Consider the following 14,188-nt stretch of genomic DNA (forward strand, 5'->3'; position numbering starts at 1 on the left):
AAGGCAGGTGGGATGACGTGGTGGTCATTTTCAGACTGCTGAAAAAGGACCATTCCTTAGAGGTCTTTGAAAGGCTGGAGGCCGGCATGCAGGAGAAGCTTGTTCAATCCTTCACCCATGAAAAAGCCAACGAAATTTTTGAGAGAATGGAACCCGACGACAGGGTCAGGATGCTGGATGAGCTTCCGGCCAAGGTAACCAAAAGGCTCCTGGACAGCCTGACCAAAGATGAGCGTAACAAAACTGCACTTCTGCTCGGATATCCTGCTCAGACTGCAGGCCGGATCATGACTCCTGAATATGTCAGCCTGAAAGAGGATATGACCAAGGAACAGGCCCTGGAATGGGTAAGTGCCCAGCGCAAGAGCGCTGAGACTGTTTATGTGCTTTACGTTACTGATGCCAGCAGAAAGTTATTGGGAGTACTATCTCTCGGGGACCTTGTTTCTGCAGCAAAAGACGCCAGGATCAGGGACATTATGAGCACGCAGGTACTTAAGGTCCGCACCCATACGGATCAGGAGAAAGTGGCCGAAATGCTCAAGGATAAAGATCTGCTGGCCGTTCCTGTGGTGGACCAGGAAAACCGTCTGGTGGGAATAGTCACCGTGGACGACGCCATGGACATAATGGAACAGGAAACCACTGAAGACATGTTCAAAAAAGCGGGCATCGGCTCCATGATTTACAAGAGGGAGGAGACCAGGAGTACAGGACTTATTTCTGGATCTGTGTGGCATGTGTGGAAAGTCCGCCTGCCCTACCTGATTATCACTCTTATGGGGGGAATGCTGGCCGGAGGTGTTATAGATGCCTTCGAAGAGACCCTGGAGGCCGTAGTGGCCCTGGCCATATTCATCCCGGTTATCATGGATATGGGCGGTAATGTCGGCACTCAGTCCTCGACAATCTTTACCCGGGCCTTTGTCCTGGGCCATATAAATATGAGCAGGTTTATTCGTCACTTTCGAAGGGAGGTCAGCATAGGTGCAGGAATGGGTGTTTTTCTAGGAGTTGCGGCCATGCTTATAGCCATTGTCTGGCAGGGCATACCCGAACTGGGCTACGCTGTAGGGCTTTCACTGTTCTTGACAGTTACCCTGGCTACAGCTCTGGGTTTTTTGACTCCATACGTGCTCATCAGAATGGGCCTGGACCAGGCTGCGGGCTCTGACCCGATTATTACAACAGTCAAGGATATCTCGGGGCTGGCAATTTACTTCACAACCGCCAGCATCTTCCTCAGTGCCTGGCTTAATTAGTCATAAAAGCTGACTTACAACTTAAAGATCCTTGAATTTGATCGCAAGATTTATACACAAGCAAAACATCAATCCCGCTCTGGGTGAAAATGCGGCTGGATGGCTGGCAGCTGTCGCACCGCTTTTTCACCCAAGGCGGCCTTGGGAGCATTAACAGCCATGACGGACCTCATGTCATATTCTTTTGAAATATTTCTGCCACTGGCGGCGGTTGCAGTTTTTGGAGCAGCTGTGGGCATTGAAAGGCAGTGGAGGCAAAGAATGGCCGGTCTGCGGACCAACACTCTGGTATGTATTGGAGCGGCCTGTTTTACCCTCATGTCCATGATGGTTGAAGATGATGTCAGTCCTACCCGGGTAGCCTCGCAGGTAGTTACCGGAATTGGCTTCTTAGGGTTCGTCATAAAATAAGTGTTGCATAATGCTTGCATAGCTGCCTATGCCCATTGCGCCGCCTGGATAAAACCGTGATCTGGGGTGTCATGCATATCCGGTTGATGGTGTTGCCCAGAAAAAAACTCAACACCCTGCCTCATTATCTGTCCCGTGTGTCCAAATTTTGGACACAATCAACAGTCTGATTTTATTCACTTATACTTTTCTCATCAGTTTCATGTCTGAATAGAACACAAAAATCACCCTGCTCTTGTATGTTTTCCACTGCTTCACTGCATAAAGTTTAATCCAGTCATATGAGCTGACCGCTGAGCCATGCCCCTTGCCGGAAGCCATCGCCCATGGTGGCACGATGCTTGCCCTGTTAAAATGTACGGTTTTATTTCCTTATCACTACAGCGAAACTTATTTATTGACCTCCGGGGACTGGCTCTTTTGCCGTCGGGATTTTTGAGCAGTTGACAGTTTTCCATCGGCAAAAGTGCCTGTCCCCAATTGAGATACCATACTGTATTTTATAAGTTTCGCTGTAGTGTTATGGATTTACAGGTAAAGCTTTTTGGGCTGTTTTATAATATTATTAATTACTTTGAGGAGGAGCCATGAAACAAATGAACATCGGCGGCAGTGAAGATCACGGCGGGTCCACCAGGATCTCCCGTAGAACCTTTGTCAAGGGGGCAGCAGTTACAGGCGCCGGCCTGGCCATGGGAGGACCCACCCTCAGGGCGCTCAGCACGGACACGGCCCATGCTGCGCCCGGAGTTATGCAGGGTGAATGGAAAAGCAGCTTCTGTACAGGATGCACCACCTGGTGCTCCCTGCAGGTCTTTGTGGTGAACGGACGGGCAATCAAGATGCGGGGACACGAGCATTCCCAAACCAACAGCACATACTGCTGCCCGCGCGCGCACCTGGCCCTGCAGCAGCTCTATGATCCGGACCGGGTCAAGACCCCTATGAAGCGGACCAACCCCAATAAGGGACAAAATGAAGACCCGGGTTTTGTACCTGTTTCCTGGGACGAGGCCCTGGACATGCTGGCGGATAAAATTATGGAACTTCGAGACAACCGCGAGACCCATAAGTTTGTTCTATTCCGGGGCAGATATACTGCGGTAAACAGCATGTTTTACAGCAGCGTCCCCAGAATAATCGGCTCTCCCAACAACATATCTCACAGTTCCATCTGCGCCGAGGCCGAGAAAATGCGCTATTTCCTGGATGGACAATGGGCCTACATGCAGTACGACATGCCCAGGACCAGATACGTGTTATGCTGGGGCGCAGACCCCCTGGTGGCTAATCGCCAGGTTTCAACGGCCCTGAGGGACTGGGGTGAGGTCCTGGATAACGCCCGAATCTGCTCTATTGAGCCCAGGCTGTCCGGCACCGGTTCCAAGTGCGATGAATGGCTGCCGGTCAAGCCGGGATATGACGGAGCCCTGGCCTGTGCCATGGCCCATGTGATCCTCACCGAGGGCATGTGGTACAAGCCTTTTGTGGGCGACTTCAAGGACGGAGAAAACCGATTCAAACCCGGGCAAAGCGTACCTATACATACCTTTGAAGAAAATCACACCCATGGCCTGGTCAGATGGTGGAACCTGCACGTCAAGGATACCACCCCTGAATGGGCGGAAAAGCTCTGCGAAGTTCCTGCTGACCAGATCAGAAGGGTTGCCCTGGGATTTGCCGACGCCGCTCCCAGATGCATGGTCTGGGTGGGCGGAGGGCCTGGAATGCAGCCCCGTGGATCCTACGCTTCCATGGCCACCTACGCCCTCAACGGCCTTACCGGAGGCATCGACAATGAGGGCGGGGTCCTGGCCTACAATTCCAATAACTATCATGGCCTGCCGTCCCATAACGACTTTATAGACTCCATTGCTGAAGAAGGTAATCAAAAGGAAAAGATCGATCAGCGCGGACGTCTGGAATGGCCCAACCTTGCCCGTGGGGTGTCAGGAGGCGGTGTGAACACCAACAACGTAGCCGACGCCATGCTGGACGAAGATCCCTACCTGCCCAAAGTGGGCATGGGTTATTTCGCCAACTTCAATTTCTCCTGTCCGGGCACGCAGCGCTGGGCCGAGGCCATGAAAAAGTTTGAATTCTTCGCCCATATGACCACCCACGCCTCTGAGATGTCCTGGTACGCCGATGTGGTCCTGCCGGTGAAAAACTGCATGTACGAGCAGTGGGCCACCCTCAGCCATTCGAGCCATAAGCATACTTCAGCCGCCATCAGCAGTCCCATGGTGGATTCCATCTGGGACGCCAAGGCCATGGAAACAGAGATACCCTGGATGCTGGCGGAAAAACTGGCTGAACGCGGCTTTGACAACCTGCTCAACTTCTACAAAACATTCAAGGACCCCGAGACCGGCAGAGAACCCACAACCGGCGAGGAACTGGACCTGTATTCCCTGAAAATCAGGACCCAGCGGTACTGGGATCCCAGCAAGCACCAGGGTGGAGACAGGTTCAACAGTTGGGATGAATTCAAGGAAATCGGCTGCTGGAATTCGGATGAGTACGAATACCGCCACCGCTGGAGCAACATGGGCACCAAGACAGGCAAGTTCGAATTCTATAGTGAGACCTTAAAGGAAGCCCTGGAAAAACACGCAGAAAGGCACAACGTCAGCGTAGACCGCGTCCTGGAGGTCTGCAACTACGAAGCCAGGGGGGAGATGGCTTTCATACCCCACCATGAAAACCCCTACGAATGGGGGGACCCGGAAGAATATCCCTTCAAGTTTGTGGATTACAAGTCCAGGCTCAATCGAGAGGGACGCTCGGCCAACTGTGCCTGGTACAACGAGATGAAGGACGTGGATCCAGGCGATATTCCATACGATGATGTGGCCAAGCTCAATCCCAGGGATGCCGAAAGACTGGGGCTCAAAGCCGGAGACAAGGTACGCCTTACTTCTCCCATCGGCAGCATTACCTGCACGCTCAACACCTGGGAAGGATGCATGCCCGGCACTGTTGCCAAGTGCTTCGGCCAGGGACACTGGGCCTACGGACGCTATGCCTCCAAAGTTTTCGGTCAGGAGGCTCACGGAGCCAACAACAATGATATCATTCCCGCGGACAACGACCGCCTGAGCGGCTCTACAGCGTTTTACGGCCACATCCGTCTTAAAGTGGAAAAAGTATAGAGGAGGATAGATAGATGCCAAGATATGCCATGGTCATAGATCTGCAGCGCTGCGGGGGATGCGGAGCCTGCATTACCGGATGCAAGAACGAAAACAACCTGCCTGAAGGGGTGCGCTGGTCCAACAAGATGACCGAGACCCTGGGCACATTTCCCAATGTTCGATATTACTACCGGCCCACGCTTTGCAATCACTGCGAGAACGCTCCCTGCGTGCGCGGTTGCCCCACCCGGGCTCTACACAAGGTCGAGGGCGGCATAACAGCCCACGATCCCAACAAGTGCATCGGATGCCGCTACTGCCTGGTGAACTGCCCTTACGGGGTGATCAACTATACCTGGAACAAGCCGCACAGGGAATGGGAAAATGATGACGCGGTGATACCCGACTGTACCATGTCCCCACGGGAACAGGCCCGGGCCCTGGATGTGCCCAACTGGCCCCTGTACAACCCGGACCCGGACTACAATTATCAGGCCATCCGGCCCACCGGGGTTGTGGAGAAATGCCATTTCTGCCGCCACCGCGTGGTCAACGGTGAGCTGCCCTGGTGTGTGGAGGTCTGCCCATGTGATGCCCGTATCTTCGGAGATCTGGACGACCCGGACAGTCTGGTAAACCGGTTGCTCGGACTGTTCCGGGCGGAAAAACTCCGGCCGGAACTGGGTACTGAGCCCAGAGTGTTTTATGTCAGGGAATTCTGCCCCTGCGTGTACGAAGCTGGCAAGGGCATGATCTAAGATCTTCATATTCTGTGTAATACCCTGTTGTTGCCGGAAAACACCTTGAACATCACCCGGAAATGCAGTCAAGATGCATTGCATCCGGGACACATCTACAGGAGGTTTTTTAAATGAGTAAAGCATGGTTCGGCCTGCTGGGGATAGGCCTGCTGATAGGGCTTTTCACGGCCCTGACAGTAGTAGTCAGAGGCCTTGGGGTATATAATCTCAACGACGTAACATTCTGGGCCATGCCCATGGCCGGATATCTTTTCTTTGCCCTTACAGCGGCCGGGTTGACCCTCTTGTCTTCCCTGCCCTCCATCTTCGGGCTCAAGGAATATTATCCATTTGCCAAACGTGCGGCCCTGCTGGCCTTTGCCGCTCTGCTGGTGGGCATCATGTGCAAGGGCCTGGATCTGGGTCCCATGTCCACTCTGCTTAATACCGTCTGGATAGGTCTGTCGCCCAATCCCGCATCCCCTATATGGTGGATGGCGGTCCTGTATGGTTTTTATCTGACCTTTGTGCTCATCAAATTCTACTTCATCAACAAGGGTGAATGGCATACTACCAGAAGCTGGACAGGAGGCCTGCTGGCCCTGGGCCTGATGATCATGGCTTACACAGCGCTCAGCGTTGTATTCGGCACTGCTGATGCCAGGCCAGCATTCTTTGGACACTTTACCGCCCTGTACTTCGCGGTTACAGCCCTGACCAGCGGCATGGCGGCCATAGTCCTGGCCTCTTTTGTACAGACCGCAATCCGGGGCGGTATGTCCCATCAGGAGGAGCATGCCTTTGACAAGGTGGCCAAAATCTTTGCCGTGATGCTGGCCATAGCCCTGTTTGTGTTTATCCTCAGGGCCATAATAGGCTACACCTCTTTGCAGGTTGAATTCCAGGGCTTCAGGTATATCGCCGGGACAGGCATCTACCAGATGGAACTCTGGCTTGGCCTGATAATCCCGCTGATCCTGATGGTCGTCCCTGCCATACGCAAGACCGCGGCAGGCAAGGTGGTGGCTTCTGTACTGGCCCTGGTGGGCATGTTCGCCGGAAGGCTGGTAATGCTTTTGTCGGCCCAGGTAATGCCCATTGGTGCCATGGCTGAAACCAGGCCGGAGATTGTTACCTATACCCCGAGCTTTTTCGAGTGGGGCACAATCATCCTGGCCCTGTCCCTCTGCTTGATGATTTACTCTCTGGGGGTCAAGTACCTGAATCTGGAAGCAACTCCGGAACATTAACAAAATGCCCGGGGGAAGCACCCTGCATCTCCCGGGCATTTAAAAAATTATAAAGGTTGCATATGAAAATGCAGGTCTACAAATCATTAGCAGATTGCTACTTCCAGCCAGATGAAAAGCTGGTGCAGGCAGTGCAAAGAATAAGCCCCGCGATAGAGGAATGGGACCAGGACCTGCTGGAACCGGCCCTGGAAATGCAAAAGGCCATGGAAAGCCGGGATAAGGAAATGCTTGCCCTGAAAAAAGAATACTCCAGGCTTTTTGTTGGACCCTTTGAGCTGGCTGTTCCTCCCTACGGCTCAATTTATTTTCAGCACAACATGCAAAACCAGCAGATTATGGACGACTCCGCCGTAGAAGCGCAAAACGCATACCGCAAAGCAGGTGTGAATATGTCTGAAGACTTCAATGACCCCCCGGATCATATCGCTGTTGAGCTTGAATTCATGTACTATCTGCTTTACCACGAAAGCCAGGCCCTGGAAAATAAAGACCAGGCAAGCGCCATTGATTTTCGAACCCAGAGGCTGGACTTTTTAAAGAGACACCTGGGTCTGTGGGGTCCTGTTTTTGCGGATACGCTCTTTAAAAACACCAGCTCCGACTTCTACCGCCACCTGGCCAGACTCACAAAATCGGTCATTTTAAAGGACAAGCAGGAACTGGGACTGATACGTCCATCTTGACCACTTTTTTGCCCTTTCCCTGGAGAGGGCAAAATTTGGCTGAAATTACATCTGCTAATCCGGATAAGCATTAAAAAGGAGAAGCAGCCATGCAAAAAAAGGTTTCTCTGCTGACAGGCCTGCTGAAAGGCCTGCTGCCAGGCCTGGCATTTCTGGCTGCAATCCTTTTTATGCCTTCAGGGGCCTTAGGCTCGGATTATGAAGTAATCACTTCCAGGACAGTTCCTGAACCAGATGCAGTTTTATCTGGAGAACTGGAAAAACCGGCCCTGGTAAACGTAGGCGTAGCAGCCTGTCCACCCTGTCGACGCATGGCCGGCGACCTTCTGGAACTGCAGGCAAACTATGATTCCATCTTTGAAACCCATTACTATGACATGCACAAACATTCCGGGGTCACGGAAAAGCTGGATATCCGCATGGTCCCCACTCAAATTTTTTTGGATAAAGAAGGAGAGGAGCTTTACCGCCACGAAGGCTACCTTTCCAGAAAGCATATCCTGGAAACCTGGGCGGACCTTGGCTATGATGTGCAGATAGTCGTGCCTTCACGTGGTGTGGGGGACTATTTGTCGCTGGACTATATTTTTTCCCGGCTCAGCCTGGCGGTACAGGGTGCTCCATTGACCGCCATGGCTGCAGCCTTTGTCTGGGGAATACTGAGCGTGATCCTGAGCCCCTGTCACCTGGCCAGTATCCCCCTGATTATCGGCTACATCAACCGCAGAAAGGTTGAAACCGCTGCCAGGGCTACAGTGTTATCCCTGATGTTTGCCCTGGGGATACTGATATGCATTATGGTTGTGGGTGTAATCACTGCAATGGCGGGGCGTCTCCTTGGCGACCTGGGTTCATTGCCCTATTACCTGGTGGCGATAGTCCTGCTGCTTTTTGGTCTCAACCTGGCAGGACTGGTGCCGCTGCACTGGTCCCTGGTAGACAGACTTGTTCCAAAAAACAGCAGCAAGAAAGGGGCAGTATTTCTGGGACTTGTCATTGGCGTGGGCCTGGGGCCGTGCACTTTTGTTTTCATGGCTCCCATGCTGGGACTGACTCTGTCCCTGGCATCGGCAGAGCAGGTTTTCGGGCTGTTGCTCCTGGGCATCTTTGCCCTGGCCCACTGTTTGCTTCTGGTGGCAGCAGGAGTGTCGCCAAGCTTTCTCTATTTCTTCCTGCGCTGGAATGAGCTGTCCCCGGGCTCCTCTGTACTCCGGAAAACCTGCGGCGTGCTGCTGATACTGGGAGGCATATACCTGTTTTATTACGCCTTATGACAACAAAAGGGAGACAGGCATAGCCGGGATCAGACACCGGAAAACTCTTTTGAGCGACCCGGATGTGCCCTGTTTTACATATTTTTTGGTAACTATTCACCAACCTGCTGGAGCACACTTCTACAGTGAGCAGTTACGCAGATTTAATCTTTCGGTTGCGGACCAGTACCGCCTTAAGAAGAAAATCTATCCATTATGCCATGTTTTTTAAGTTTGCCATACAGGGTGCTGCGGCCTATGCCCAGACGCTCAGCAGCCATTTTCTTGTTCCATCCGCAGGCCTCCATGGTCTCCAGAAGAAGGTTCTTCTCCTGATCTTCAATGGTTTTACGCCTGGCCGGCCTGGCTCCCTGCAGTTTCTCGGGAAGATCCTCCAGGGCTATGGTTTCGCCCTTGCACAGGACTACGGCCTGCTCCATGACATTTTCCAGCTCGCGCACGTTCCCTGGCCATGAATAGTCCAGAAGAGCCCGCATGGCTGAGGAGCTTATCTCATTGATCCTCTTTTCCTGCACTGCTGCAAAGCGTTCCAGGTAATGCCTGGCCAGAAGAGCCGTATCATTGCCTCTCTCCCGCAGGGGGGGCAGGTTGATGGGCACCACGTCCAGGCGATAGTAAAGATCCTCCCGAAAGCGCCCGGCCTTGACCTCTTCCAGAAGATCCTTGTTGGTGGCGGCCAGGATACGCACATCAACCTCAATACTCTTCTCCCCGCCCAGGCGCTCGAACTTCTGTGTCTGCAACACCCGCAAAAGCTTAACCTGGGCCGAAAGATCAACCTCGGCTATTTCGTCCAGAAAAACGGTCCCTCCCCTGGCCTGTTCGAAACGGCCCGGTCGCTGCCTGATAGCTCCGGTAAAGGCCCCTTTTTCATGTCCGAAAAGCTCGCTCTCCAGAAGTGTGGCAGGGTATGCTGAACAGTTGATGACCACAAAAGGGTTGTCCCTGCGGGAGCTGCGGGCATGAATCGCCTTGGCCACCAGCTCCTTTCCCGTACCTGATTCTCCTTGAATGAGCACTGTAACATCCGTAGGGGCCACGTCCTGGATTAGCCTGTAAATGGTCTGCATCCGGTAATCCCGGCCAATCATGCCTTCAAAGCCTGCAGACTCGGATACCCCCTGCTTGAGCTTTTTGATCTCTTCCTGGTGCAGTATTGCCCTGCGGATGGTGCCTGAAGCATGGGATAAAACCAGGCTTATCAGTTCCATGGAATCAGAGTCGCATTTGCATTTGCTGGAGCATGAGGCAAGCATAGCTCCGCACAGGATATCTTCATAGTAAAGAGGCACTACAACCTGCTTCTCTCCCAGAACGAAACCCTCAGGCAGGGGCAGCGATTCAAAGACCCGGCCGTCGATTCTCTCCACTCCCTGCAGGTTCTGCAGAGCGGCGTCAATACTCTGGGCGGTCTGCCTGTCGCTTACCGGGTATGTCCCCTTTTCCGTAATCACAAACAAGACATCCCGGTCCGGACCAAAAACCAGAATCAGGTTCGAAGGACAATGAATAATTTTCTTGATGCGGCGCATGAGATATCCGCCTATCTCATCCATATCGCTTAGGGCGGATACATTTCTGGCCACCTCACAGGTGGTCTGCATCCTCCTGTGGGCGTGTTCCAGGGCTTCGGCCCGCTCCTCGAGCCTGGTGGTATACTCCTGAATCCTGGAGGTCATCCGCCTGAAGGCATCAGACAGGGCCTGAATCTCTTTTTGACCCTGTACATTAAACTGCACATCCATTTTTTTTCCCGGCTCCACTTCCCCGGCGGCCTTTACCAGTGCAGCCAGGGGCCTGGTGATCCTGCTTATGAGCACCAGGCCGATAAAAAGGGCCGGTACAAGTATCACCAGGGCCAAAGAAAAAATGCCCTGCCACAGTTGAGCCACCTGCATACTCAGGTGCTCCTCGGAAAAACCCAGCCTGAGAACACCGGCACGGCCCTCAAACATGGGAACAGCCAGATCCAGGTATTTGTCTCCCTCTTTAGACATGATCTTCTTCAGACTGGATGTATGCTTGTCCAGGGGCTGGTTGGCATCGATAAGCTCTCTGGGGACCCCGTTTCCCTGGAACACTGCGGCCAGAATCTTGTCCTGGCGCTGTACAAAGAGATAGCTCACCTGTGGAGTGGTCTGCTTGTAGCGCTCCAGTCTTCTCTGCAGACTGACCAGATCGTTGGTCAAAACAAAATCGGTGCTCTCTTCTCCTAAAGTGTGCCCCAGATTCACCGCCTGGGCTTCCAGGAGCTCTTCCTGGCTCCTGGCGTAGTGGTGCGAGGCCAGCAGGGCCACTGCCAGAATGCTGAGCATAACCAGGCCGGCTATAGTCAGGATAAGGGTGCCCTTAAGGCTTAGCTGCATCTTGGTCTTCACAGGTCTTCAAGGTCTTGTAGATATCCCGGATAGAATCGTACCAATGCTCTTCAGCGGCGACAAACTTCTCGATCATAAGTGATGAAAGTATTTCTTTACCTTTGTCGTCCTGGTGCATACTGAGCAACACTTCTTTAAGCCTCTGGGCCTTGTCTTGGGATATGCCCGGAGAGGCCACTATGGGAGGTATCCCGAAGGGACGGGATTTTTTGATAATCCTGGTATTCTCGGTGATCTCGCTGCCGCTTTTATGAAAGTAATCCCAGATAAGATGATCCACTGCAGCTCCGTCCACCAGGTTTTTGGAAACGGCCAGGATGGAATTGTCATGGCTGTAGGTATAAATAATATCCTCAAAATATTCTTCGGGTTCAAAACCCATTTCATGCAGCCAGTAAAGGGGAACCATGCGCCCGGTATTGGAGTCTGGATCGGTAAAGGCAAAAGTTTTACCCTGCAGATCTTCCAGGCTTTCATACGGGCTGTTTTCATGAACTATGAGATAGGAATAATAGTGCCGGCTGCCGTCCACCACCGGAGCAGCCAGGAGATTGAACCCATGCTTCTCCCTGCCGCGCACGAAAGGTCCGGAACAGATAAAGGCCAGATCAATTTCGTTTTTGCCCAGAAGCTCATTGACCTCTTCATAGGTCTTGCGCTGCACGAACTCCAGGTCCATGTCCATTTCCCGGCTCAAGTAGACCAGAATCTCCCTGTAGGACTCAAAAGTCTCCCGCGGTGAAATCATGGCCCCCACCGCCGCCTTGAGCCTGGGCCTGTCCGAATAGCCGGGCTGCTCCTCATCCACTTCCACGGTATCTGAAAAATCAACCGTTACGTACTCGTCATCATTACTGCCGCAGCCCCAGAGTGTCATCAAGGACAGCAAAGCAACACAAAAAAACACCCTGCGAATTGTATATCCCATACGTTAAACTCTTAGGAAATAAGGAATAATAACCTATACGTTGTCTTATTGTTCCCACGCTCTGCGTGGGAACAATCTTCGGACGCTCCGCGTCCAAAATGACCGCAGGAGCGGTCGAACCCCACTCTATTGTGAAATATGCCCTGGAAAAAACTCCGGCTGAATAACAACATGTTTTTACATTCCGGTCAAGGCGGATCAATGGCAATGCTGACCATTTGTTTCGATTTGCTGTTCAGCATTTGGACATGAATAATCCTGCTGACACGCTCCCAAGGCTGCAGCCCACAGCCCGTCTACAGGTCCTGAAAACATGGCAGACATCCCTCGCCGGTGACAGTAGCCACAATGCCGCGCAGCTTATTGTCAATAAAAGCATGACTTTCTTCCATTTCCATAAGCCTGGCCCGTCCGGGTTCCAGTCGATTTTCCATGAACAGGGTTATAATGGACACCAGGCTGGCATAAAAGTCCTGATAAGCCTCTTCCAGGCCTTCAGCTTCCGGAAATGTATCTGTGAGGCTGTCTATAAGATCAAAAACTTCTAAAGACTGATTGGAGGCCTGGATCAAAAAATCCTCATCCTGTGCAAGTATACCGTTTTGAACTGACTGCCTGACCGCCTTGACCTTGCGCTCCAGGTCCAGAAACATGCCCATTTGGGCTTCGGTTAGCTCAAGGGTCTCCTCCTCTTTTTCCCAGTTGAAAATATCGGTGTACTGCAGCGCCAGCACCGCCAGGCCAGCTCCCAGCAATATGAGAACCGGGGCCATGATTTTCATCTTCATAATGCAACTCCTTGACAGCTTTCATCCGACATTCTTGCTTGCCGGATGCTGAACCTATAAATTACTTTTGAAATGATACCCTCTTGTTTCCTTTCTTACTGCGATTCCTTTACTGGAATATACCCGAGATCACGCACAGCTTCCTGACCTGTGCGCCCCAGACAAAAATCCAGAAAACCCTGCACCAGATCTTTGTTTTCTTCTTTATAAACCAGGTTAAGCTCCCTGCTGATGGGATAATCTCCAGCGACTATGCTGTCACGGTCCATGGAATAACCTTCAAGCTCCAGAATTTTGACAGGCATACCTTTATCCCGCAGATACTCGGAGGCGCCCAGGGACATATATCCCACCCCTCCGGGCATTCCAGCCACCAGGGTCACCCCGTCAAGATTGGAAGCGATTTCGTAGGCGGATTCATCCACCCGTCCATTCTCACTGTCTTCAGGATTGTCTGGATGATGTACCCCGGTATATTTTTCGAACAGATCAAGTGTAGAGCGGCCCATTTCCTTTGTAACCAGCACCACGCTGCGCTCCCAGTTCGTCAGTTCATTCCAGTTTTTTATCTCCCCGCAGAAAAGCCTGACAGCAGTATCGCGGTCTATACTCTCAACAGGATTGCGTTGATTCACAATGAAAACCAGGGCGTCTTTGCCTATGGTCACGTAATCCAGCTCCTTTTTTTCTTCCGGCGTCAAAGCCCTGGATACAGCCCCAAGAGGTCCATGCCCCTGAAGAACATGTTCAATTCCTCTGCTGCTGCCGCCTCCCTGGATCTGAACTGTCTGCCCGCTTTTGTGCTGATAATCGTCAGCCAGAACTTCTAGCACTGGCTGAATGGTGGTCGCCCCGGCAATATTCAGCACATTCTGTTCAGCACTGTCTGAGGGCGCTGCCGAACAAAACAGAGATCCAAGAGCAAAAAACCCCATTATCATTAACTTAACCTGCATCTTCAACACCTCATTTTTAAGTTGTATTTTCATGGCCAGGACAGAAGAAAGCTCTCGTGCAACATTCTGGATTTATAGTTTTTTTCAATCTTCAAATTTCTATGTGTGCTCACGCTGTAACCCTCTGAATCCATGAAGCATTCCTCTTCCACTATTAACACTACAGCGAAACTTATAAAAGAGTATGGTATTTCAATTGGGGACAGGCACCCCCGCACTTATTTTTCTAAAGGATGATTAACAGGTTTTAAAAATAAGTGCGGGGAGAGCCAGTCCCCGGAGGTCAATCATAAGTTTCTCTGTAGTGTTAACAGTGGAAGAGGAATGCTTCATGGATTCAGAGGGTTACAGCGGGAGCACACATAGAAATTTGAAGAT

The 14,188-nt window shown here is 52.0% G+C and carries 11 protein-coding genes; 7 read left to right on the plus strand and 4 right to left on the minus strand.

Features of this window, described 5'->3' with window-relative positions; translation table 11 throughout:
- From mgtE to QZP87_RS03505, 7 genes are all read left to right on the plus strand, one after another.
- A partial coding sequence (gene mgtE / locus QZP87_RS03475) for a magnesium transporter (RefSeq protein ID WP_291321524.1) occupies nt 1-1,262 on the plus strand: 1,262 nt, incomplete at its 5' end.
- A gap of 159 nt (nt 1,263-1,421) precedes the next feature.
- Nucleotides 1,422-1,673 carry an MgtC/SapB family protein gene (locus QZP87_RS03480; protein WP_291321525.1) on the plus strand — a complete coding sequence of 84 codons (252 nt, stop codon included), beginning with the start codon at nt 1,422-1,424 and terminating at the stop codon, nt 1,671-1,673.
- Nucleotides 1,674-2,260: 587 nt separating this feature from the next.
- The gene (locus QZP87_RS03485; RefSeq protein ID WP_291321526.1) at nt 2,261-4,828 is read left to right on the plus strand and encodes a molybdopterin-dependent oxidoreductase; all 2,568 of its coding nucleotides are present in this window, start codon (nt 2,261-2,263) and stop codon (nt 4,826-4,828) included.
- Nucleotides 4,829-4,842: 14 nt separating this feature from the next.
- A complete protein-coding gene (locus tag QZP87_RS03490) occupies nt 4,843-5,568 on the plus strand; it encodes a 4Fe-4S dicluster domain-containing protein (protein WP_291321527.1) in 726 nt (241 codons plus the stop codon).
- Nucleotides 5,569-5,681: 113 nt separating this feature from the next.
- Nucleotides 5,682-6,800, plus strand: a complete 1,119-nt coding sequence (gene nrfD / locus QZP87_RS03495; protein ID WP_291321528.1) for an NrfD/PsrC family molybdoenzyme membrane anchor subunit — start codon at nt 5,682-5,684, stop codon at nt 6,798-6,800.
- A gap of 68 nt (nt 6,801-6,868) precedes the next feature.
- Nucleotides 6,869-7,486, plus strand: coding sequence for a molecular chaperone TorD family protein (locus QZP87_RS03500; protein WP_291321529.1), 618 nt, complete (start codon nt 6,869-6,871; stop codon nt 7,484-7,486).
- An 89-nt stretch (nt 7,487-7,575) separates the two neighbouring features.
- The gene (locus tag QZP87_RS03505; RefSeq protein WP_291321530.1) at nt 7,576-8,760 is read left to right on the plus strand and encodes a cytochrome c biogenesis protein CcdA; all 1,185 of its coding nucleotides are present in this window, start codon (nt 7,576-7,578) and stop codon (nt 8,758-8,760) included.
- Nucleotides 8,761-8,933: 173 nt separating this feature from the next.
- On the opposite strand, the gene QZP87_RS03510 is transcribed toward QZP87_RS03505, so the two are convergent.
- From QZP87_RS03510 to QZP87_RS03525, 4 genes are all read right to left on the minus strand, one after another.
- Nucleotides 8,934-11,126, minus strand: coding sequence for a sigma 54-interacting transcriptional regulator (locus QZP87_RS03510; RefSeq protein WP_291321531.1), 2,193 nt, complete (start codon nt 11,124-11,126; stop codon nt 8,934-8,936).
- The gene (gene phnD, locus QZP87_RS03515) at nt 11,110-12,066 is read right to left on the minus strand and encodes a phosphate/phosphite/phosphonate ABC transporter substrate-binding protein (protein WP_291321532.1); all 957 of its coding nucleotides are present in this window, start codon (nt 12,064-12,066) and stop codon (nt 11,110-11,112) included. The genes QZP87_RS03510 and phnD overlap by 17 nt, the downstream gene beginning before the upstream one ends.
- Before the next feature lie 296 nt (nt 12,067-12,362).
- Nucleotides 12,363-12,854: a hypothetical protein gene (locus QZP87_RS03520; RefSeq protein ID WP_291321533.1), complete on the minus strand. Its 492-nt coding sequence runs from the start codon at nt 12,852-12,854 to the stop codon at nt 12,363-12,365.
- A gap of 95 nt (nt 12,855-12,949) precedes the next feature.
- A complete protein-coding gene (locus QZP87_RS03525; protein ID WP_291321534.1) occupies nt 12,950-13,810 on the minus strand; it encodes a phosphate ABC transporter substrate-binding protein in 861 nt (286 codons plus the stop codon).
- Nucleotides 13,811-14,188: the final 378 nt, after the last annotated feature.

It is taken from the genome of Desulfonatronospira sp., from assembly GCA_003563255.1.
Lineage (GTDB): Bacteria > Desulfobacterota > Desulfovibrionia > Desulfovibrionales > Desulfonatronovibrionaceae > Desulfonatronospira.

Excerpts from the sequence above, each read along its gene's own strand:
- QZP87_RS03520 (WP_291321533.1), bottom strand. The coding sequence starts at position 12,854 with ATGAAGATGAAAATCATGGCCCCGGTTCTCATATTGCTGGGAGCTGGC.
- phnD (WP_291321532.1), bottom strand. The coding sequence starts at position 12,066 with ATGGGATATACAATTCGCAGGGTGTTTTTTTGTGTTGCTTTGCTGTCC.
- QZP87_RS03485 (WP_291321526.1), top strand. The coding sequence starts at position 2,261 with ATGAAACAAATGAACATCGGCGGCAGTGAAGATCACGGCGGGTCCACC.
- QZP87_RS03500 (WP_291321529.1), top strand. The coding sequence starts at position 6,869 with ATGCAGGTCTACAAATCATTAGCAGATTGCTACTTCCAGCCAGATGAA.
- QZP87_RS03505 (WP_291321530.1), top strand. The coding sequence starts at position 7,576 with ATGCAAAAAAAGGTTTCTCTGCTGACAGGCCTGCTGAAAGGCCTGCTG.
- QZP87_RS03525 (WP_291321534.1), bottom strand. The coding sequence starts at position 13,810 with ATGCAGGTTAAGTTAATGATAATGGGGTTTTTTGCTCTTGGATCTCTG.
- nrfD (WP_291321528.1), top strand. The coding sequence starts at position 5,682 with ATGAGTAAAGCATGGTTCGGCCTGCTGGGGATAGGCCTGCTGATAGGG.
- QZP87_RS03480 (WP_291321525.1), top strand. The coding sequence starts at position 1,422 with ATGACGGACCTCATGTCATATTCTTTTGAAATATTTCTGCCACTGGCG.
- QZP87_RS03510 (WP_291321531.1), bottom strand. The coding sequence starts at position 11,126 with ATGCAGCTAAGCCTTAAGGGCACCCTTATCCTGACTATAGCCGGCCTG.
- QZP87_RS03490 (WP_291321527.1), top strand. The coding sequence starts at position 4,843 with ATGCCAAGATATGCCATGGTCATAGATCTGCAGCGCTGCGGGGGATGC.